Raw genomic sequence first — 19,790 nt, forward strand, 5'->3', positions numbered from 1 at the left:
CTGTCCGTCGGGCTCGGTTATGTCGACTACAGGCAAGTCCGTCACTTGTCCCTCACTTGCAGTCAAAACGCACAGACGCCTTCTGAAGCGGACGTGTACGTGAGCATTTCGTCTGCATTGTCCACCGTTCTTGAATCTGCCGCTGACAGCTCTATCCAACCGAGCGCCCTGGAATCATTCGTCAAAACTCTTCCGTTGAAGGCGCTCAGCACGTTCAAAATGGTTAAAGGCGAGGAGGCTCAATCGCTGGATCCCCGAGCTGAAAAAGTCGCCATCACGCACGATCAACCGAGGTCTGTGAATGTCAGAGTTCCCGAGCGGGTACCCTCGCCTTCCGTGGCCGCGACTATCCGCGTGAAAAAAACCAAGAACCTCGAAAGCCCGCTCCGTTCGATGAGCCAAGACGAAATTAACAGTATGAGAAGGGTAGTCGAGGGCTCAGCTAATCTTCGCGACCAGTGCATCTTTGCAATGCTGGAGTCCGGAATTCTCGGGCACGTCTTCCTTGGCGCGAAGGTTTCTGAAGTGACAGATCTCGCTGTTGAAAGCCCATCACCGGCGGCGGCCATGAAAAGCGGGCTACCGCTGGTCGGTAACAAGGCGGAGGTTTTCAAACGCTATATTACCTCCCGGAATCTCTCCCCCGACGAGTATCTCTTCCCGTCAAACCTTGACCCTAAGCACCCCATGTCTTCACGGGAGTTGTTGATGATTTTCAGATCTTGGGAAAAGAAGGCGCAGTTGCCACCTCTTCGGCGCACACCGCACAGCCTGCGCAAAAGCTTCGTCAGACAACTCATCGCTGACGCCTCATCGCAGCCTCCAGCTTCTGACCTGATAAAATCGCAGATGGGACACACATCCACTTGGATGATAGATCATTACATCCAGCGTGAGGTGGCACCTCTGCCGGCATCACCGAAGGTGAAGCCTGAGGAAGACTGACCAGACTGCATGACCAAGGCCTGCCCTCCTTAACGTGGAGGGCGGCTCGCTTCAGGCACACACCCGTGATGTTCGCGTGATCCTACCCGCCGACAAGTCTCTGATGTCGAATGGGTTGATCCTGTTCTGCCCCCTTAAGCGTTGCACACTGCTGAGCCCACGGCGCGATCACGCGTTCATAAGGCTAAGCCGTCCGCACCTGCAGTCCCCCAGTTCGCCGCTACCACTCATAACTTGCAGGGGCCTTGGCTCAGGGCTTGTCATCCGGCATCGGCTCTTGATGATCGTGGTATTTCACACCCCAGATCGAATGATGCGTCAGGCTCCCTGGCATATACTCGATACGCGGCGCATCCGATTGCACGGCCCCCCAGACCGTGTGAACGCCGTTCAACTGCCACATTATCGGTGTTGCCGCACATGCCACATGCGAGAACAGGACGATATTGCTCCCCTCTGGGTTCTGCACTGACTTGAAGATCACGCCGTCCAGTTTGGGTTTGCAATGGGTGTACAGGTACTCGGCAATGACTTGCGGGATCAGATAGTTTCTCTCTGAACCAGGCAGCACCGGAATGGTGATCTCGTTGTGCAGATACGTCAGAAGATTCCTGCGCCCGACTTTTGCGAAGTATCTGGGCTCGAAGAAACTGGGCTTCGGCTCAAGGTCAGCTTTCTCAAACCTGCCAAAATCCAGAATCCTTACGTCCTTGTTCAACCGAAATTCACCGCTCACCACAGTGCCTCCTACGGGAGGACGCAGTTCGGCCACGCACGTTTCCCGCTCAAAGGCGCCATAAAATGCCGGGACACCCGCAGGATTCATCCGCCCTTCCCCGGCTCTTTCTTTGGGTGGGGCCGCGAGATTTCGAGCAGGATCAGCGGTGATGTCGCAGACGGTATCGACAGTCATACAGGTGCGAGCGCGAAAGATCGGGGGAGCATCCTCCGGCGTCAGCACACGCACGACGGCATGTTCATCTGATGAGGCCGAATACTTGTCCAGGCCTTCGAAGACCCAGTCTAGGAATGCCTTCGCCCCCTCATTGAAAAAGCGATTGCCGTGCTTTATTCCCTCTTGGAATTTGCCCCACTCGTTGCCAATGTCTTCGGGGTTGAAAGGGGATTTCTGATAGTTCAAATCCCGGTGGTACGCCGTCAAATTGCCGCACACCGCCTCCACGATGGGCTCGACGTTGTCACAATCGAAAATTTCGCTGACCCAGTGCTCAATACTGTCGCCTGACTGGCCATCAGAGAGTCCTCCGCTGTTCCAGAAGAGCCGCCTTTCTCCCTCATAGACGTATTTGTCCAGAATCCCTTCAACACGAGAGACGATTTCAGAGAGCGGCATGCACTTGCGTTTCAACGCACACAGACTGCACGACGTGGATGTTCCACTGCGCTGGATTTGACGACTGAGGTAGGGATCTACTACGCACTTGAAACATACAACAGAATTCACAGCCATGGCGGTCTCAACATCTCTTCGCATAAGGTTGGCAAAGCACGGGGCAATGGGACGGAATGATCGCCGAAGATCCGAGCAGCACCAACGCCTGATTTGCAAATGTGTTTCCCTAATGCCTAACCGCTATGCAAATAGCGGAAGGGGCAGACACGATGAGGTCGGTTAAGGGCTATCTCTTTAAGGTTGGTCAGGAGAGAGGCGTTGCGAGCCTGTTCAGTCAGCGTGCGCCAATGACGCATCAGCATAATTCCCAGACGACAAATGCAATATGCAAATTTTGCACATAGCTGACAAATCACTGTGCCCCTGGTGGCCTGTTACTCTCAGACTTTTGACAGAAGAGAGTTCGCCGGACTCCCCCCTGAAAACGGGTATTTACCTTGTAATTGGCAGGCGTCATGATGCTCCGAAGGCGGCTCCCGGCGGAGCCAAAGTTGGTTCAGGATTGCGAGATCTGTCATGGCTGACCACTTCCACTACCCTCACGACATCCTTGACCTCTTGGTGGAGACGATCCCCCGCCTCGTGAAAGGGAAGAAAGACGTGATTCTGTTTTTCGAGGGTGCAGGCGTAGACGAGGCTGACCTTCGAGACGCCCGCGCTACCCTCGCCAAAGCCTCTCAATCTATCAACAAATTTGATATCGCGCGCGAAGTCCTGACCCGTTTGAATAGGCGCCAGGACAGTGGTCTTGCGGCTCGGCGCGAGATCATCAAGCGGGTTACCCAGTTCGAGAGTTTTGAGACCTGCTGGGAAAATGAGAGGCTCAAAGCTAAAGGGCTGGTGGCAACTATTCGCGAAGCCGTCAATGCGAAGGATGCCTTCACCCGCATGAAAAATGAGCGGGATTCGGAGCGAGAGCAAGTTCAAGCTCGTCATCGTGATGAGCAACTCCAGGCCACTAAGAGGCGCACCGACATCGATGACATCAAGTCTCGACTTTTCGCGCTGTTCGCCATGGACGACAGACCGAAGGAACGTGGGAAGCTCCTCGAAGGCGTCCTCAACGATCTGTTCAAAACGTATGGCATTCAGGTCAAAGAAAACTTTGTTCGAACCCCGTTGGAGGGTTCCACGGTGCTGGAGCAGATCGACGGAGTGATCGATTTCGGTGGCGGGATTCATCTGGTCGAGATGAAGTGGCTGAAAGACCCTGTGGGTGTACAGGACTTGGCCCCTCACCTGGTGAGAGTAATGGGTCGCGCAGATGCTTCAGGTATCTTCATCTCCAGCAGCGGATTTACCCAGCCCGCCATCACACAATGTGCAGAGTTTCTAAATCAAAAAACGATGCTCCTGTGCTCGCTGGAGGAAATCGTAATGCTCCTGCAGCGCCAAGGTGATCTCGTGGACTTGTGGAAGAGGAAGTCCCAGGCCGCGATTCTCAGCAAACAGCCATTCCTGAAGATCCTCAACTGAACCCTTGCTATCTAGTACCCACGAAGCCAAAGGACAGACGTCATGAGCTCGGTTAAGGATTATTTCTTTGAGGTCGAACAGGAACGATGCCTCGTGTGGATCAAGGAGACCTACGGGATTGATATCGACCCTGATGAACCTTCGGAGGAATGGGACAGCCTGGCTTCCGAGTACCAGGCGATGCTCGACGCGGAGTCGGAGGAAGCGGAGGCCCGGTGGCTTGAGCGGCACTCTTACAACGAATTCTTCTTTGAGTTTTCAGAGGAGCTTACGACCGCGTCCAGTCTGCTGAGTCTTAAAGGCGACTCATACCAGACCAGCACGCTCTGCAGACTCGTTTATGCACAGGCAGTCACTCTGCTGGAAACATTGATCAGCTCAGTCATTCGAAAGCTGGTAGTGAGCGATCAGAGCCTGATGCTGAAACTGGCAGCCAAGCACGAAAACCTGCACAAGCGGACGATCACGCTGAAGGAGATCGCCGAGCAGCCCAAGGTGGTTGAAGCGATCGTTCTCAAGGTGCTATCCGAACTGAGCTTCCACAACATAGCCACGATCAAGGAAGTTCTAGGCGCAATGTTTGGTGATCACATGAAGGGGCTTGATCTGGGCGGGATCGGGCGAATTTGTGCCAAGCGGCACGATATTGTCCATCGCAATGGCAAAACGGTTCAGGATGAACCTGTCGTACTGACTCCCGTAGAGGTCAGGGAGGCTATAACGACAATCAGAGCATTCGCCGCAGACCTCAAGGTTAGAATTTACGACGCCATTAACGACCTCTCCTCCACCGCACCCTGAATCACAAGCCGCCTGACTACCCCCAGCCTCGCGGGCCGACACCCCGCAGATGGCCCAGAACCCTCAAAGCTCTGGGTATCAGGTGTAGAAGGCCAACTGGCCTCAGCGAAGGGCCACCTGAATAGCCTTGCGATCGTGTAACCGACCAGTCAGCCCACAACCGTGCCGGTAGAGTTACAATCCACGATACAAGCTCCTGAGCCCTATCTCACGTGGAAACGGATCGCGGTATGGAAGAAACCATCGGCTACCTGCAAAACCGTTTCAAGGATGAGCAATCCAGGTTCGATCATTTCGAAAACAAGTGCGCAAAATTTCTGACTGCCGTTTCGATCGTGATCGCAGCACTGAGCGCGTTGGCCGGCCTGAAGAATGGCCTGCTGTTTCAGCTGTCGTCCCCGATCTCCGTGCTGATTTTTTGCTCATTCGCTGCAGCTGCCATCTGCATCGGCTGCTCATGGGGCCATGCCTTCAGCGCCTTGCGGATCAGTGACTGCCCTGCCCTTCCATCGAGCAGGGTCACGGCTGAGTACCTGAGGAACGTTGATGCCGAACAGCAGCAGCTCCACATTTACAACTGTTTCATCGATACCCTGGAAAAACTCAAAGCTGCGATCGACGAAAAGTCCAAGCCGTTAGAGCTCGCCTATTCAGAGCTCGTATACGGTGCGGGTTTCATCGCCCTACTTGCAGCGCTCATTACTCTTAGAGAACTCAGCGCATGACCGATTCGAAGAAGCCCCAGAACAACCAGAATCAAACACCGCCACCGCCTCCCACGACTGAATATCAGCGAAGATCCGAAGAGCAGGTGGTCAACCGCACCACACCGCCAGGGAAGCGTTGATAATGTGTGCCGGCCTCGAAAAAAGGCCGGCAATCCCAGCCCGCCAGTAATACCCCTCCCGCAGAGGGTTGAGGCATCTGCCGTCAAGAAAGCCTCTGAAACGCTACCCAGTAACACGAGTCCCCATGAACCTCACCCACGCTACCCTCGTCCTTCTTTTGGCCGCAAAGATCCACGGCACAGATGCCGGCGTCAGGGCCGCAGCAAAGAATGTGGTTAAAAAAACTCCCTCGCAGTCAGCGCGATCTCATCTACCTCGTCATCGATAGCAAGCAGCCACTCGAAATGGTCTGGCAAATCGCGCTGAATCTCGACGCTTGATCCCCATTGGCGCCATAACCGGCGAAACAGGGCGAAACGCCGTCCGGTATCCGCACATCCTGATCAACCTGATCAATCTGATCAACCTGATCATCGACTACCCAGGCCATTGATCTCGCAACGGTGCCCAATACGACCCCTTTCGCCAGGTATGAGTAAGTGCAACGCATCGAGTGGAAACGAAGATCGAGGCCCGTTACGTTGGTAAAAGCCGGGCGCGTCCGCCTCGGTTAACCATGAAAAACGGAGCACAGATGTAATGACGCCAGTAAAGGGTATCGACCCTCGCATCACCACACCCGAAATGCAGACTGCATATCGCTACATGAACCGACTGGGCGGCCTCGCGAGCACGATTCTCGGGCTTATGTGGGCTTTGGCAAACGTGAAAGTCACACCATTCGTGGCTGAGGCCGCAGGTATCTGCTGCTTAGCCTACATCATGTACATTGGTCGTGATTACCGTCGGCAATACAAGGAAATCGCCAAGGCATTCACTGGGCTTAACTGGATGCGTCTCGTGTTGAGCGCCTGGCCAATGCTCGTGGTCATCGTGATCGTATCGGGGCTGCTGTCTAAAGGCCTCAGCTGGCAGCAGATAGGCGAGTACAAAGAACACCTGCTGGCCCTGGCGGCTTTTCCACTGTATCCCTGGCTTAAGCAGTGGTGGAAAGGTCAGTAATCGCGGTGCGGCTGCCCTGGACTGACATGACGTAAACCGCCCAGGACATACTCGCAGCATCCGCGTAGCTGCGCAGGAGAAGGTCGAACATGGATCGTTCGACCGTCCCGATTGGCCTGCTTCATCCCAGTGCCAAGCTGAGCCCCCATTCTAGAACCTTACCTCTGTACGCTATCGCCGTTCCATACACTTTGAGGCGGCTGGTACACGACCCTCTTGATTCGACAATCCGCACTCCCTGCGACCGCAGGGGCTAACGATTGACCCTGACCCCGGCATTCCAGGCAACAGTAGAGAGATTCCGAGATTTGGGAGGCAGCTCCTCCAAGCCGAAGGTGTCTGAAGGGAAGAACAGCCTGAACTTTTCCAGACAGTTATCCATGAGCGTCGTCGCGTTTTCGTAATCCCCGCTGTAGCGCCCGGACATAGGGTTGATCACCCAGCCGCCCTCCACCTTCCAAAGCTCACCTGCAATTCGGGCAGGCCTGAACTTGGTGATGCACGGATGGCCGCACGGTTTTTCTACACCCTCGACCGGTAGGTAGATCTCCTCACCTATCAGCAGCGCCCCATCGTGGCCGATCGCCCAGATCAAGTAGATCACCCCTTCCTCACCGAACCGTCCGTGAAGCGCTTCAAGTCGCTTGCGTTGGGGATCACGCAACACCTGCCGAGTAGGGTTGGTAGAGATCTGGCCGTCTAGGAACTCTTGTTCCTTCAGCTTGATCGGCGCTCGAAGTGGGCCATAGGTGGTGTCGAGGTAATCCTCCAGTGTTTCCTCACGATCGCGCAGCGTCGCGAGGAATGACTGATAAAAATGAACGGGCGCTGCGCGCTCGGCAATGTATGAGCCATGTGTCGCGAAGATCTTCAGAAGCGGTGTGCTCAGGACAATGTTATCGACGTAAATGGCCGAAACGGCGTTGCCCTGCGGGATATCGCTTGCGTCGATGAAAACGCGAAACGCTTTTACCTTGCCGTAGAAGAACTGCACTTCCCACTGCAGGCGGGCGTAGCTGGAAGTCAGGAATGTAACTTTGTCCCGCTTCCAGGAAGCCAGAGCATCCGCGCTAACCGCAACAGACTCACCCGTGGAAGGATCGACGTACTCGGCTGGGGCAGCGTGCTTTCTGAGTTCCTGCCGAATCTCGGAGATCGAACGCAATTTCACCGCGTAGGTGAGCTCCTCGATCCCCTGAGTTTGCGCCTGAGACCCAGCGTGAGCCTCCGCCTGAGCCTGCGCATGATCTTCCGTTTGAGCCTCTGGTTCAGTGGCGGCGTTGGACAAAAAACTGGCCAAGTCTGCGAACGCTGTTGAAATTTTCTGGCCAGTGTAATGGGCGTAGAAAAATGGCAGCCTGGCCTTGGTGTCAGTAGGCATCGCAAGAAATTCTGGAACGATCAGCTCGTGAGGATCCATCCATTGATCGGTGCCTTCGATCATCCGCTGCAGCCCGAGCGCCCAGTCATCGGCACTCGCATCGGGATCATACCGGTTGAGCTTGACCAGCTTCGCACGCGCATAAGGCCCTAGACGGTCATCGTGCACGTAAACGACGCTGTCGCTGTCCACTTTATAGCCCAGGATGCATACCGCATGACCGGCATCGTAGTCTTCCAGCGTCCCCTGATCGGTGACTTTGGAGACGGAGCCCATCACGAGCAAAGGCAGATGGCTGTCGATGTGCCCCGTGACAGTGGCCAGGAAATCTTCTTCCGACAGCTTTTGCTTTTTCAGATCCTCGGAGTGATGGCGAAGGCCTTCGACATCAAGGCAGCGCAAGATCTGCTTGTTGGTCAATTCCTTGTTGGGGAAGCTGTTGGAAGAGCCGTCAATGTGGTTGATCGCATTGAGTGTGATCTCGCTGCAGGAATGGATAGCTTTGACGTCCCGCCATTTCAGCGAGTGTAGCGATGACCAGATCGCCGTCGACGCACAGGCCGATACCACCTTGTCCTGTTCCTGGAAAGCGATAGACCAAACACTCAGTTTGATGCCAAACAGATCCACCGTGTATTCACGGGACAACCGGCATTTACGTTTGCCGACCTGGCCGGTCTGGCCAATCTCGATATCGGGTTCCTGAACCTCTGGCTCAGACTCAACCGCTGCGCTCTCTATCGCCGTGTTGTCCGCGTCCGCGTCGGCGATCGGAGCGACAACCGGCGGCGCATCTACATCCGACATGACCTTCAGGCAGGTCTTGCCAATGAACGTCTTGGGCAGTGGCTTGATCACCATGAATCCCAAGTAGCTCGCATTGAGTTCAAAGGCCAGCTCTTCTGAACCTTCCCCAGCCTCAAGGATGGTGTCGATAAGCTTGTGATCCACGGGCCTGGTGAAGAAATGCATCCGCGCGCACTGGTGCCCAGCGTTCCCGAATCGCTTCACATAGTAGTGAGAGAAGTCTTCCAGATAATCCTTGTCGACGTAGTTGCGCTCAAGCAGCACAGAGACGGCGCCCATGTCCTTCAGGTAGTTGAAGATGTAGTCGACCTGGGGCTTTTGAAGGATGTCAGGGAAATCTGAGCCGAAGCATTGCGTCACCAGATTGCTCAGGGTCTGCTTCTCGAAGCTGGAAATCAGGAAAGGATTCATTGGCATAAAAAAAGCAGCCATCAGGCTGCTTTTCCTTACAAAAAAGGTGAGTTAAAGGCTGCACGTCTTCGCGAGCAGCGCGTGGCCGACTGCCTTGTTGGCAACCTGCTTCTCAATCTTGTGGTCGTATTCACGCTGACGCTGGCGAGCTTGCTCAAGCCGGTCGTTACTGTCGCGGTTAAGATCGCGAACGCGTGAAAGGTCAATCAGTGCCTGTAAGCTCATGGATTCTCTCGCTGAAAATGCACGTTGATTCAAATTAGCATGCGCAAACACAAGCGCACAACCGTCGAACCGTAGCCAAATGCATATGCATTGGCGCAAAAGCGCGCACAAGCGTCAAAAACGAAGGTCGGGCATTCTATAGCCGAAACATGCGCTCAGAAAGCTATTTTGCACAGACCTTACGAACGGTACGATAAACCAATAGCGTAATCAAAAGCGTATGTCGCATGCATCCGTTCGACTGCGACAGTGCGTTGATGTTCCGTTTGCGCTTGCGTGAGCGCTTGTGTGACCAGCGTCACCTGCAGGTGAACCTATGACTGTATCGACCCAACTCAGCTGAACTTGAAGCCCGCGAATCCTGGGATCTTGCTCAATACTGAACAGCAAGAGCAAAGCCGTCGGTGAGCAATCCCGCCATCGGCGAGTGGACTTCCCTCAAAGCTTCGACCTTAAGCACCGTTTGCAATCAACTTCAAATGGACGCAGTTTCTACCTGCGACCCCACTGAGGACTGCAGCCAGCGAAGGCCATGGTGCCTTACCCGCTATGAGCAGCGAGATGCGAGATGCGAGATGCGAGATGCGAACAACACGATCAAAATCGTGGCCCCCGCCACGGCTTGGCCCCTGGTTTCTTGCTCGCAGGAATATTGGCCACGTGAAACAACGCCTTCTGATCGACCTCCCAGAAGTCGGCGGACTCATCGATGTACCGGCTCGCCTTCTCCATCACTCTCGTTTTCGCCTCCTTACGATCCACGTACCAGTAGCAGGACTTGATTGCACGGGTGATTGCAACGTAGGCCGTGCGCAGGGCTTCATGGCACTGCGAGGTATCGTATCCACAAGGGTCGCCCTCGGCTCCCATCTTGGCCTGTCGGTAGAGGTCATTCTTGTAAGGCGAGGAGGATTTGACCTCACAGTCCCCCAGCAGGAAGACCGCATCAGCCTGCAACCCCTTGGAGGCGTGATACGTGAGGATCTTGATATCGTCTTCACGGCCCTCGGCGGCGGCTCGTTTGGTCAGGCGCGTGAGCTGACTGGATATATCGTCCCTGTCCTTCCTCCTGCGGGAGAGGATGAGAATGGTGTCGTCCTGTTCGTAGTGCCTAAGCACCTCTTGCTTCAGGTGCCCATAGTTGGGAGCAAGCACCTTTACCGGTGCCTTGTCGTGCATGACGCCAGGATTGGCCGCAAGGCCGCCCTTGTCGGCAGCGCCCCCGGTACGTATGACGATTTGTTCTGCAGCGTCGATGACCCACTGATGGGATCTGTAGTTGTCCCGAAGCGTCACCGTAGTCGTAGCAGGAGACGGGAACTGCTTGTCAAAATCGGTGAAAAAGTGAGGGGAACTGCCCCGCCAGCCATAGATGCTCTGCCAGTAATCCCCCACGGCCATCAGCGATGCGTAGGCGGGAGGCCCATCCGTCGACACACGCATATTGCGGCGCTCGATTTCTGCAAACGTCGCTCGCACCCAGGAAATCGTGTTCGCGCCCACATCCTGAAACTCATCGATCATCAGCGTCGTCATAGGCTGAAGGACATGGTTGGGGACAGCTTGAAGGTTCAGCGCTCCACGTTCACTGAACATAGCGAACATGGCGTTGAAGGTCATGACAGGAGGACTCATCTCCCCGAGCATGTTCTGAAATCTATTCCAGAAGATGCTCAAAGCCGCGAAGAAACGGCGATCTGGATCGTCGCTCGACAGTTTCATTTTCTTAACCGCCTCGATGACATCCAGACCGAGGTTTTCCATAAAGGATGCAGATGAATAAAAAGCATCCATGATGGGCAGTGCGCCCAGCTCGCCCTGTACTTGGTAGTTGAATTTCGGGCAGCTGGTCGCGAGGTTTTTGATGGCCTCAATGGAGCCAGCAGCTTCGTGGTAGCTCTTCAGGTAGATAACCGGCGAAGAACAGAAAGCCTGAAAGAGCAGTCGTTTGTCTTTGACGTTGGCGTTCATGTACGAGCTCTGGCCAGGTGTTTTGAGCCCGTCAGGTTCGTTCTTGTCTACTCCCAGGAGTACATACGCACCAAGCTGCGGAATGTAACCGTCGGCGTGAAAAGTCTGCCCCAGTATGGAGATGTCTCTACCCGCTGGATCGACTCCCTCGATGGGCCATCGCCCTGCTTTGCTCCAAAGCCCCTCCAAGGCGTTGCAAAGAGTTTGATCCAAGCCAGCCATGTCCTTTGCCTTGCGTTTGCGATCAAGCACATCAGGATGATCTTGGTCGAGATGCTCAAGAATGATTGATCGGCGAACGAGATGGCCTATGAGATCCTTGAACACGGCGTTGCCTGCATAGAGCTCGTCGTAGCAACGGTTCATCAGGTCAAGCTGTTCCGACTTCAACGTGACGTTGAGCATGGAGCCGGCTTTTTCATCCTCATCATTTTTGTTGTCTAGAAACTCAAACGCCCGGACTTTTTCAAGGCCCTTGATGCTGCGGGTAAACGCCAGGATCCTTGAGTGGAACGTGCGGACAATGTCCAAGGATCCTTCCTCAGTAATCGTGCGCCCCCAACGTCCAAAAACCTCCCGGACTTTGCCTGCAAAGTCGTGCTTGGACTCCTTTGTGAAGGTCACCACTGTCAGGCTTGAAAAATCCACACCCAAGTAGTGATTCAGCAGTAGGAGCCTCAAAACCATCGTTGTGGATTTACCACTCCCAGCGCCCGCGACCACTGAAGTAGTAGGCGTGGTGGACAGGATCATTTTCCACTGCTGTTTCGACGGTTGTTGGTGCTTGGGCAGAATACGACCAACATCGTTAACGAACTGCTGTTTTATCTCGGACGAAATATCAAACTTCCACTCCTTGAAAAGTGTTCGCTCCTTGACCCCAGGTGCACCTGGCTCGGACAAAGGGCCTGGGCGAAGTACAACGATTTTCTTGCCGTCCTCAACACCACGATCATAGCCCTCCTTGTCCCCATCTGTGTGACCTTCAAGCCAGCCGAACTCCCGGCCCCTGCGCCACGCAGACGCTTGCTCGATACCCCAGTTGTCCAATAACCGGTCGAGAATTCTGTGCATCCAACGCTTGTTGACGTGATGATCGGGCTTGCGGATTGGTTGAGTCACGGGTGGCTTGGGGGTTGGGACATCCACTGCGAGGAAAACTCCAGGACGAATGAGGGGCTCAACCTTTATCGGACAGGTGAGCTGGAATCTGGCTGAGCAACCTGCCATCACCTACTCGCAGTGCCACTGCGAACATAGGGGAAGCAGAACCATTGGCTAGAGCGAGCAGATGATCAGCGCGTCGTAATTTCGGTTATCGGCAAAATGAAGGATATCTCCAGCTGCGGACTTGATTTACGGCAGAACGCCATCACATCACTGCTACCGGTGGCGATAAGGAATTCATCCAGGATTGCCCGGACTCAGGAAGCAATGAATATGGCAAAGCCAACCACGATCAGTGAAATCAACGCCAAATACTCGTATACCGACGAAAACCCAGGCGGTAAGCGCGATGCCTCGCTGGTTTCGTGCGCCCAGTGCGACGACTACAACGAACTGCAGTACATTTACGACAAGAAGCTGCTGCCGCTGGTAAATGCTGGAACGATCACCAAGCAAGGGGCAATCGATGCGCTGTCGGAAAGCTGTGCGGAGCTGGCGAACCCTCGTACCCGCGTGAAGTTCTACGCCCTGCTGACCAAAAAACTGGGCCACACGATCGGTTGACTCGCGGCACCTGATACAGCCCGTAAAACGATGGCCGTCTCGGCGGCGGCCTTCTGATCATTAGCCGATACACGCCCCCACCCTGCTTCTTTACCGAGCCGATACGCCCGCATCTTTTACACTGCCGCAAGGCGCCAAGTGCTCGCCCAGGTATTTGAGCAAGAGGCTGACCTTAGGAAGTGCCTCTCGGGTTTTGAGCCACACCAGATTCATCGGCAGCCCGTCAGTGGCAAGGTCGGGTAGCACTCCACAAGTCTTCCTTCATCCAGGTGCGTCTGGACAAGCCAGGTCGGTAACTGGGCAATGCCGTGTTCAGCCCGCTATCATGGATGCTTACGAGCACCGAGCAACCTGTTTAGCCGAACGTGCGCCAGAGCCAAATATGAATTACGTTGAGTTGATCCAACGCCAAGCCAAGCAGGTTTTTGGCAACAAAAATGAAGCCGACATGTGGCTAACCCCAACCGAAAGCCAAATTCGCAAGTAGTTCACCGCTACAAGCTGCCCAAAATGAAATGGGATACGAACTCGTGAAGGCTGAACTAGAAAGGCTAAGCCACGGGTTCTCCTATTAGCATGAGCCCCATTCTCCAAACCTGGTATCAACGCGATTGGTTTTGATCTCAAACCACCGTCAGTGAGGCAAACAGGTGAGCATTTGCTTTGTAGCTACTCTGACCTGACAGCAACGCTCCATCGAGCATGGATGGCTGCCGGCATCGAAATGGAGTGAATGCAGAGCCGATGACGCAGATAGGGAGATCGACACTGCCCGCACTGTGGGTTGACCGGGCGCACAAAACATCCCGACCCGAGAACCATATCGGTAGGCACGTTGCACAGGCTCCTACCGTTGCAGCCGCTCCAAGAGTTGGGCCCAAAAGAATTCAGCAGCCCCCTCTTGGCTCAGCTTGTTTGCGCGACCTGAATAGTGCGACCCCATCAGCGTCTTAAAATAAATGGCCTGATCGTCAACCTCGACCGACAACGCCTCATTGTATCCGTTGCTGGATATCTGGCCCGAATAGGTAATGCTGTTTCGATCGAAGCTTTCACCAATAGCGATGGCACACTCTGTAGCGACCTTTCCTTCTCGGTAGATCGAAGCCGTAAATCGCACATCACTGACGCGTCGCAAGGTGCCCTGGATACCTGGGTTGCGCGCCTCAAGCTCAATTAATGAGTTCTCAAAAAAAAGCCGCATGTAGTCGAAGCTATCGTGAGCAAACTGGTCTTTGTCAAAGTCGGTAAAAGTTTTACGTAACCTGAGGTTGCTTGACCGGACGACATCCGCCGGGGCTGACCTCGTCACGGATGTGGAAGGCGCTCCCTGAAATAGTCCTCGCTCAATCGAATTTCCCGAACTACGGGACATCTCCTGAATGAGCAATCGGATCTGCCGTACCACGTCGGTAAAGGCCTCATCAAGATTCGTCCAGCTTGTGATCGGCTTGCCATCCCGGGGTACCGCCATTAGCTTTCCGAGGGGGCTATGACTCCAGTCACAGGCCCGCAGGATCACAGGTACGACCTTGCACTCACCTTTCGCATGTCGCTCCAATGCGCGCTGCATCTCAATTGAGTAACAGTAATGTGAGCTCAAAAAGCTCGCACTTACCAAGAGCAGGATCACCTCGGCCGAGTCGATCTGCGAGTCAATTGCCGCATCAAGATCTTCCCCAGCAAGAATGGACGGTCGTGCCACGACTCCACGGAACCCTCATGTTTCAAGGAAGCCAAATGTTTCTCTAGCTGGTCTCTAAGAGCTTCGTCGTCATGACGTACGAAAAGAAGATATTGGCCATTGCCTTCCCCAAATGCATCCATTGTCACGACGTTACTATGGCTTCTCAGGTCTGCATGAATCTGTGGAAGGCACTCTGGCGTCGTCGAGATCGAAAAGTCATCCCAGACGACTTTGCGCCACAATGACCGCCTCATTGTGGTATCTCTGACAAATTTACTCTAAGCCTGCGACACCCAAAAAACCTCGGATTCCCCTCCTCCACTTTCCGTCGTCCACCTCAACTTGACCTGGTACCGAAGCGGACTCGCCAAGTGGAAACTCGCCAACAGTCTCACCGTGCTTTGAGGCTTGAGCTCGGGACACGGCAAGAGATCACTCGCCGTCACCAGAGGGTTGTCGGGACTATCAATCAGCTCCAGATCAACATCGAAAGCGCTCCCTTGCCCCGTGTTCGTGATGATGAAATAGCTTGTTTTGGCCAAGCTCGTGATATGCACACCCAGTTGCGGAACCGCTTTTTCCAGCTTGGCGATGTCCAGTGAATCAATCTGTCGCCGGGCGAGTTCGGAGGTGATCTTGGCCAGGTCTTCCTGCACCTGACCCAATTTACGACCGCGAACCAAAGACACGGTGGACACCACGAGTGCGACGAGAGACGCCAGTAGCGTCAACGTCTCATACAAGGTCATTTGAACTTGCCCTTGAACAAGCCTTTCAGCATTTTTTCAACCTCAGCTTTGATTTCAGGAATCACGACCTCCAGCGCCTGGTCGACTCCCACCTGACGAAAGTCGTCCAGTGGAAAAGACTGAGCGCAAGTCACGCAGGTGACCCAATCACGTCGCTCACAACCTGCGGCTGTTCGAATTGAGTACCACCGCATTGAGGACATTGAATGGTGTGCTGCTCGGAAATGTTCATGTTGATCTCCAGGTTGGATGTCATGGCCACACCACCAGTCCGAGCTCTTTGATCCTCAGCGCCATTGCGCTGTCGGAGACCCGAAATTGTTTGGCTAAGGAATTCATTCTTCGTCCTCCAAAGCTCTCACAGCGAGCCAAGGCGAACTCACGATCCAAGGAGCCCTGCGCAGCATATTGCAAGGAGTCGGGATCGTTATGGCTCAGGTGGAAGGACGTCGTTTCGGTAAACTTAAAGGCACCTTTGCATCCAAACTGCGCTTCAAAATGTGCCGTAAGGAGGTTCGGCGGCATGAGAAAGCATGCCGCAAAATAATCCGCTTCTCGTTCGATGTCAGATCGATGCCCCGCATTGGCAGAGCCGTCCAATGGACGGTCACGGTGCATGATCTGGCCCTCGTGCAGCATGAAGTGCCCCACTTCATGAGCGCCAGTAAACCGCTGAACTTGCTCAGGGTACGCCATCGAAATGGCAATCTTGTTGGCTTGGCGATCAATGAGCCCCGCGATGCCTGGGCCTTGGCCAGAACGCATGAATTTGGCGGAGCCCAGGTTTGGAAGCGTCAAGTACTCAACATCTAGCAGATACGCTGCAGCGTCGGGTTCCAGCATTTGCAGGGGAATAAGCTGTCGCTCGGGCCACAGCATTTCCTTTTGCTTCCAAATTTCCCGGTGCAACAGAGCGACTTCTTGCTGAATACCCGATCTATTCATAAAAAAAACCACCACATGATGTGTCTTTATATAAATTAAAGCACAAGATGTAGATTCAGCAATTTTTGGATCCGTCTATCGCCAGTTTTTTATGCCGATAGCCGCGAGCCGCTCTATGTGGCGATTCAAGGGCCAATAGAATGTGACGAAGTGCTTCCGAATTCCGAACATAACCACCGTCCCCAAAGCGGTTGGTGATCAGGCCATGCAGCTCTAGCAAGTCCCCGCCTGCAGCCAGAACATCAGCCGATACGACAACGACAGCGCGTCGCAAATGGCAGATATCCTCTGCACTCGCTTCTGTCGGGCGTATGTGAAATAGCAGCACGGCCACGCGCTCACGCAATCTCATCCAGCATCCCCTCCGAAGTATTTGTCGCCCGTAGTTAAGCCGTATGGCTACGCCACCCAGTCGTCACGGAACAGCGCAAGCGAATAGGTATTTTTGCGGATCTAAGTGATTTTTTTCGGAGCGCCGCCGAGAGCATCATCTTTAAATCGGCGACAGCATACGTAGGGGGTAAGGCTCATGACCTGCGACTTCGCTTGAATGCAACCAAGGCCTCAAGCGCCTGCGCGATACTCATCCCCTCTCGCTCTTTATTGATAACAAAGTCCGCGTCGAAGGTCGCAGGATCACTCGGCGTAAAGTCTGGATAACCTGCTTCGGCATGCTTTCGTGCGTTATCAACCACCGATTGCAACCCCTCACGCGCCACCAGTGAAACCGTCTTTTTCCGATTCAACAGGGTTACTCCAGTCAGCGGTTGGAGCACATCATAGACTAGGTCGGCGGCAGCGTAATTGCCGACAATGGCAGACCGAAAGCAGCGCGATCTGCTTGCCCCACCAGCGTGGGGGCAAAGCGATTTCAAAACTTCTATCCGATCCAGACATCAGTGATTGAAAGCCAGACTCTCAGCCAAATCGAGCACCCGTTTTCGATCATCGCCTTTCAGGCAGTGAAAGCACTGGAGCAGATGCGCCGTCTCGTCATCCTCGCAGTAGAAGTACGCCGTTGGCAGGTTCAGTACCGCAGCAATCTGCAGCACGATGCTCTCGCCTGGCAGGTGAACCCCTTTCTCATATTGGCTCATCCGAGCTGACGCCGATGCAGGATCAATTCCAGCATCGATTCCCAGACGCTCCTGGGACAACCCTTGTGCCTTCCGCGCCTCTTTCAAGCGCATGCCGAACGTGCTCATTTTCTCATCGCCGAAAGGCTAAGAGATTCTTAGATTTGGCTTGAACGCATACTAAGTATTCCTTAGTATTCTGAAGAAATATCCTTTTGCCATCACTCCAAGCGCTCAAACAGGGACTCAAGATGAAGGAAATGCAAATCGTAGACGGCCGGCTCGACGAAAAATCTCGCGGTTTCGGGGGCGAGATGGTGAGCTACCATTTCTGGAAAATTGACGGTAAGAAACTCGAACCGATCGAAATCCCGGATGTGCTGGACGCTCATGTCAAGGCGGGGGATCGGGTTCGAGTGACAGCACAGCTGGGTAAAGACAAGGTCAACCGGATCTGGGCCATTCAGGCGGAGGGAGAGCCTGTTCGTTCGGTTGTTAATGTCCCGTTCATTGCCGTTTCCCTGGGACGGCTCAGCATCCTGCCTCTGGCCGTCGCCATTTTCACTATTTTCGTTGCGTACGGCTTCTGGGAAAACAGTGCGAACCATCGGAGCTTTCATGGCTCGTCCTACCAGTTGGGCTGGATCGCGCTCAACTTGTTCATCAGCTACCGCTACATGATTAAGCCAATATTGATCATTACGCGCGGTATCAAGGCGTTTCGCGAGTATTGCGCCAAAGCCCAGACTTCAACCTCGACTGCTAGCTAAGCAGAGCAGACACCGGTGATTCTCCCGAGAACCAGAAAATGAATTACGTCGAGCTGATTCAGCTTGAAGCAGAGCTGGTATTTGGCAACAAAGCCAAAGCAGACACATGGCTGAATCAACCGAAAACTGCTTTCGGTGGAGTCACCCCATTGGAGCTCGCTATCACTGAAGCGGGATACGAACTCGTGAAGGCTGAACTCGATAAACTCAGCCACGGATATGCCTGCTGACGCTACCCCCTCCTCCAAATCCCCAGGCTCAACATGATTGTTTCTGATCTCACCACAAACGACACCGATGCTTTACTCAGGCACGTTGAAGCGTTCAAGCCGAACTCAGGCGATGCTCGTGAGGATTCACGACTGCGATAAGCGTTGCTTGAAAACTATTCAAGGCCATCCCAATTGGAGCTCGCATCTCGATGACGATTCCGAGAGAGGGTGAAATCTGGAGGCTCGCGGTTGAAACGTTCGGTGCACAATGCTTGAGGAGCAGCCACCCCACCACTCAGTATTGATCCAAGGTATTCTTCCCATATTGCGGGGCAGCTTCGGCCACACCATCCATTTAAGCGCCCAGATGACTATCAAATTCGTTCTCTTCGACGCTTTCGGCACCCTCCTTCAGATTCCTCAAGGCCGACACCCCTATCGCCAAATTTTAAAAGAAGGCACTCGACAAGGGCGCCGGCCTCAACCAGACGACCTTCGTCAGATCCTGACTCGTAACCTGAATTTGGCCGAGGCGGCAGAGCTGTTTGGAATCAAAATCCACTCAGCCCACATGGCTAATATTGAAGGAGATCTAGAAGCCGATCTTCAGAGCATTGAAGCGTTCGAAGATGGTCTTCGCGCGGTCGAAATGCTGCAGGCTAAGGGCATCAAAATAGCCGTAGCGTCAAATTTGGCTGCACCTTACGCATGGCCTATTCGGCGCCTGTACCCGACTGTGGATGTCTACGGCTTCAGCTTCGCGCTCGGGGCCATGAAGCCCGAGCCTCTCTTTTACAGGGGCACATGTGAGCTTTTGGGAGCAGACACCAGCTACTACTCTGGTGGCGACAATGTGGCCATGATCGGCGATTCTGAAAAATGTGACCGTGATGGCCCCAACGCGCTGGGCATATCGGGGTTTCTTCTGAACCGACAGGGCGGTAAAGACTTCAGTAGCCTCAATGAGTTCAGCGATATGGTTCTGAGCTGCAAACGTCAGTGAACATCTGGCGTCTGCGACTGATCGACATTGCAGTCCGCCCCCCATGGCGTTAGGGAATAGCACTCTAACCGCAAAACCTTTTCAAACTTGTCGCGCTGCGCATCGGCGTTCGACCGACAGCATGGGGAACTTATACAAACCAAGCCCCCGTCATGAGGCTTTAAAGAGCCCCCGCTTTAGGATCAAGCAGGTATGCGATTTCAGGAATTTTATCCTCCAGAGTGTCATTCAACCTAAGCCGCAGGTGGGTATCTTCCTTTTTGTGTATCCGAATCTTCTCAATAGCCAACGCGATGACAAACTCCATGGCAGCTTCTCCTCGCTCATAGCCATAAG

The 19,790-nt window shown here is 54.1% G+C and carries 19 protein-coding genes and 2 pseudogenes; 10 read left to right on the forward strand and 11 right to left on the reverse strand.

Features of this window, described 5'->3' with window-relative positions; genetic code table 11:
- Positions 1-945 (forward strand): tyrosine-type recombinase/integrase (locus ACQKP4_RS15620; RefSeq protein WP_427634499.1); only part of this gene is annotated, 945 nt, incomplete at its 5' end.
- A gap of 250 nt (positions 946-1,195) precedes the next feature.
- Here ACQKP4_RS15620 and ACQKP4_RS15625 read toward each other — a convergent pair.
- Positions 1,196-2,440, reverse strand: a complete 1,245-nt coding sequence (locus tag ACQKP4_RS15625; RefSeq protein WP_427634561.1) for an RES family NAD+ phosphorylase — start codon at positions 2,438-2,440, stop codon at positions 1,196-1,198.
- 435 nt (positions 2,441-2,875) lie between these two features.
- Here ACQKP4_RS15625 and ACQKP4_RS15630 point away from each other — a divergent pair, with 435 nt between their 5' ends.
- The 5 genes and pseudogenes from ACQKP4_RS15630 to ACQKP4_RS15650 all read left to right on the forward strand — a co-directional run bounded on the left by ACQKP4_RS15630 (position 2,876) and on the right by ACQKP4_RS15650 (position 6,486).
- Positions 2,876-3,835: a restriction endonuclease gene (locus tag ACQKP4_RS15630; protein ID WP_427634501.1), complete on the forward strand. Its 960-nt coding sequence runs from the start codon at positions 2,876-2,878 to the stop codon at positions 3,833-3,835.
- A 42-nt stretch (positions 3,836-3,877) separates the two neighbouring features.
- A complete protein-coding gene (locus ACQKP4_RS15635) occupies positions 3,878-4,636 on the forward strand; it encodes a hypothetical protein (RefSeq protein WP_427634502.1) in 759 nt (252 codons plus the stop codon).
- Positions 4,637-4,866: 230 nt separating this feature from the next.
- The gene (locus ACQKP4_RS15640) at positions 4,867-5,361 is read left to right on the forward strand and encodes a hypothetical protein (protein WP_427634504.1); all 495 of its coding nucleotides are present in this window, start codon (positions 4,867-4,869) and stop codon (positions 5,359-5,361) included.
- Between the two features lie 247 nt (positions 5,362-5,608).
- Positions 5,609-5,804: pseudogene (locus ACQKP4_RS15645) on the forward strand (hypothetical protein).
- A gap of 259 nt (positions 5,805-6,063) precedes the next feature.
- On the forward strand, positions 6,064-6,486 hold the full coding sequence (locus ACQKP4_RS15650) for a hypothetical protein (RefSeq protein ID WP_427634505.1): 423 nt from the start codon (positions 6,064-6,066) through the stop codon (positions 6,484-6,486).
- A gap of 253 nt (positions 6,487-6,739) precedes the next feature.
- Here ACQKP4_RS15650 and ACQKP4_RS15655 read toward each other — a convergent pair whose 3' ends face one another.
- The 3 genes from ACQKP4_RS15655 to ACQKP4_RS15665 all read right to left on the reverse strand — a co-directional run bounded on the left by ACQKP4_RS15655 (position 6,740) and on the right by ACQKP4_RS15665 (position 12,430).
- A complete protein-coding gene (locus tag ACQKP4_RS15655) occupies positions 6,740-9,106 on the reverse strand; it encodes a hypothetical protein (protein ID WP_427634507.1) in 2,367 nt (788 codons plus the stop codon).
- Between the two features lie 30 nt (positions 9,107-9,136).
- Entirely contained in the window at positions 9,137-9,310 is a 174-nt protein-coding gene (locus ACQKP4_RS15660; RefSeq protein ID WP_173149720.1) for a hypothetical protein, read from the reverse strand.
- A gap of 597 nt (positions 9,311-9,907) precedes the next feature.
- The gene (locus ACQKP4_RS15665) at positions 9,908-12,430 is read right to left on the reverse strand and encodes a UvrD-helicase domain-containing protein (RefSeq protein ID WP_427634509.1); all 2,523 of its coding nucleotides are present in this window, start codon (positions 12,428-12,430) and stop codon (positions 9,908-9,910) included.
- A 291-nt stretch (positions 12,431-12,721) separates the two neighbouring features.
- Here ACQKP4_RS15665 and ACQKP4_RS15670 point away from each other — a divergent pair, with 291 nt between their 5' ends.
- Complete coding sequence (locus tag ACQKP4_RS15670) at positions 12,722-13,012, forward strand: hypothetical protein (RefSeq protein ID WP_427634511.1); 291 nt, start codon at positions 12,722-12,724, stop codon at positions 13,010-13,012.
- A 90-nt stretch (positions 13,013-13,102) separates the two neighbouring features.
- Here ACQKP4_RS15670 and ACQKP4_RS15675 read toward each other — a convergent pair.
- The 6 genes and pseudogenes from ACQKP4_RS15675 to ACQKP4_RS15700 all read right to left on the reverse strand — a co-directional run.
- Positions 13,103-13,329, reverse strand: a pseudogene (locus tag ACQKP4_RS15675) (LysR substrate-binding domain-containing protein); the annotation flags it as partial.
- A 530-nt stretch (positions 13,330-13,859) separates the two neighbouring features.
- Positions 13,860-14,717 carry a toll/interleukin-1 receptor domain-containing protein gene (locus ACQKP4_RS15680; RefSeq protein WP_427634513.1) on the reverse strand — a complete coding sequence of 286 codons (858 nt, stop codon included), beginning with the start codon at positions 14,715-14,717 and terminating at the stop codon, positions 13,860-13,862.
- 260 nt (positions 14,718-14,977) lie between these two features.
- Positions 14,978-15,448 (reverse strand): hypothetical protein, encoded by a 471-nt coding sequence (locus ACQKP4_RS15685; protein ID WP_427634515.1) that lies wholly within the window; start codon positions 15,446-15,448, stop codon positions 14,978-14,980.
- A 252-nt stretch (positions 15,449-15,700) separates the two neighbouring features.
- Positions 15,701-16,393 carry an ImmA/IrrE family metallo-endopeptidase gene (locus ACQKP4_RS15690; protein WP_427634517.1) on the reverse strand — a complete coding sequence of 231 codons (693 nt, stop codon included), beginning with the start codon at positions 16,391-16,393 and terminating at the stop codon, positions 15,701-15,703.
- A 527-nt stretch (positions 16,394-16,920) separates the two neighbouring features.
- Complete coding sequence (locus ACQKP4_RS15695; RefSeq protein ID WP_427634518.1) at positions 16,921-17,139, reverse strand: hypothetical protein; 219 nt, start codon at positions 17,137-17,139, stop codon at positions 16,921-16,923.
- 150 nt (positions 17,140-17,289) lie between these two features.
- Entirely contained in the window at positions 17,290-17,598 is a 309-nt protein-coding gene (locus ACQKP4_RS15700; protein WP_427634520.1) for a helix-turn-helix domain-containing protein, read from the reverse strand.
- Between the two features lie 131 nt (positions 17,599-17,729).
- On the opposite strand from ACQKP4_RS15700, the gene ACQKP4_RS15705 reads away from it, so the two are divergent.
- The 3 genes from ACQKP4_RS15705 to ACQKP4_RS15715 all read left to right on the forward strand — a co-directional run bounded on the left by ACQKP4_RS15705 (position 17,730) and on the right by ACQKP4_RS15715 (position 19,454).
- Positions 17,730-18,239, forward strand: a complete 510-nt coding sequence (locus tag ACQKP4_RS15705; RefSeq protein WP_427634522.1) for a hypothetical protein — start codon at positions 17,730-17,732, stop codon at positions 18,237-18,239.
- Between the two features lie 38 nt (positions 18,240-18,277).
- Positions 18,278-18,469 (forward strand): antitoxin Xre/MbcA/ParS toxin-binding domain-containing protein, encoded by a 192-nt coding sequence (locus tag ACQKP4_RS15710; protein WP_427634524.1) that lies wholly within the window; start codon positions 18,278-18,280, stop codon positions 18,467-18,469.
- Between the two features lie 250 nt (positions 18,470-18,719).
- Positions 18,720-19,454, forward strand: a complete 735-nt coding sequence (locus tag ACQKP4_RS15715; protein WP_427634526.1) for an HAD family hydrolase — start codon at positions 18,720-18,722, stop codon at positions 19,452-19,454.
- Positions 19,455-19,614: 160 nt separating this feature from the next.
- On the opposite strand, the gene ACQKP4_RS15720 is transcribed toward ACQKP4_RS15715, so the two are convergent.
- Positions 19,615-19,761 carry a hypothetical protein gene (locus tag ACQKP4_RS15720; RefSeq protein WP_427634528.1) on the reverse strand — a complete coding sequence of 49 codons (147 nt, stop codon included), beginning with the start codon at positions 19,759-19,761 and terminating at the stop codon, positions 19,615-19,617.
- Positions 19,762-19,790: the final 29 nt, after the last annotated feature.

The organism is Pseudomonas sp. NPDC086278 (genome assembly GCF_050280905.1).
In the GTDB taxonomy this organism is placed as follows: domain Bacteria; phylum Pseudomonadota; class Gammaproteobacteria; order Pseudomonadales; family Pseudomonadaceae; genus Aquipseudomonas.

Excerpts from the sequence above, each read along its gene's own strand:
- ACQKP4_RS15625 (WP_427634561.1), bottom strand. The coding sequence starts at position 2,440 with ATGCGAAGAGATGTTGAGACCGCCATGGCTGTGAATTCTGTTGTATGT.
- ACQKP4_RS15630 (WP_427634501.1), top strand. The coding sequence starts at position 2,876 with ATGGCTGACCACTTCCACTACCCTCACGACATCCTTGACCTCTTGGTG.
- ACQKP4_RS15635 (WP_427634502.1), top strand. The coding sequence starts at position 3,878 with ATGAGCTCGGTTAAGGATTATTTCTTTGAGGTCGAACAGGAACGATGC.
- ACQKP4_RS15640 (WP_427634504.1), top strand. The coding sequence starts at position 4,867 with ATGGAAGAAACCATCGGCTACCTGCAAAACCGTTTCAAGGATGAGCAA.
- ACQKP4_RS15650 (WP_427634505.1), top strand. The coding sequence starts at position 6,064 with ATGACGCCAGTAAAGGGTATCGACCCTCGCATCACCACACCCGAAATG.
- ACQKP4_RS15655 (WP_427634507.1), bottom strand. The coding sequence starts at position 9,106 with ATGGCTGCTTTTTTTATGCCAATGAATCCTTTCCTGATTTCCAGCTTC.
- ACQKP4_RS15660 (WP_173149720.1), bottom strand. The coding sequence starts at position 9,310 with ATGAGCTTACAGGCACTGATTGACCTTTCACGCGTTCGCGATCTTAAC.
- ACQKP4_RS15670 (WP_427634511.1), top strand. The coding sequence starts at position 12,722 with ATGGCAAAGCCAACCACGATCAGTGAAATCAACGCCAAATACTCGTAT.
- ACQKP4_RS15685 (WP_427634515.1), bottom strand. The coding sequence starts at position 15,448 with ATGACCTTGTATGAGACGTTGACGCTACTGGCGTCTCTCGTCGCACTC.
- ACQKP4_RS15690 (WP_427634517.1), bottom strand. The coding sequence starts at position 16,393 with ATGAATAGATCGGGTATTCAGCAAGAAGTCGCTCTGTTGCACCGGGAA.
- ACQKP4_RS15700 (WP_427634520.1), bottom strand. The coding sequence starts at position 17,598 with ATGAGCACGTTCGGCATGCGCTTGAAAGAGGCGCGGAAGGCACAAGGG.
- ACQKP4_RS15705 (WP_427634522.1), top strand. The coding sequence starts at position 17,730 with ATGCAAATCGTAGACGGCCGGCTCGACGAAAAATCTCGCGGTTTCGGG.
- ACQKP4_RS15710 (WP_427634524.1), top strand. The coding sequence starts at position 18,278 with ATGAATTACGTCGAGCTGATTCAGCTTGAAGCAGAGCTGGTATTTGGC.
- ACQKP4_RS15715 (WP_427634526.1), top strand. The coding sequence starts at position 18,720 with ATGCTTGAGGAGCAGCCACCCCACCACTCAGTATTGATCCAAGGTATT.
- ACQKP4_RS15720 (WP_427634528.1), bottom strand. The coding sequence starts at position 19,761 with ATGGAGTTTGTCATCGCGTTGGCTATTGAGAAGATTCGGATACACAAA.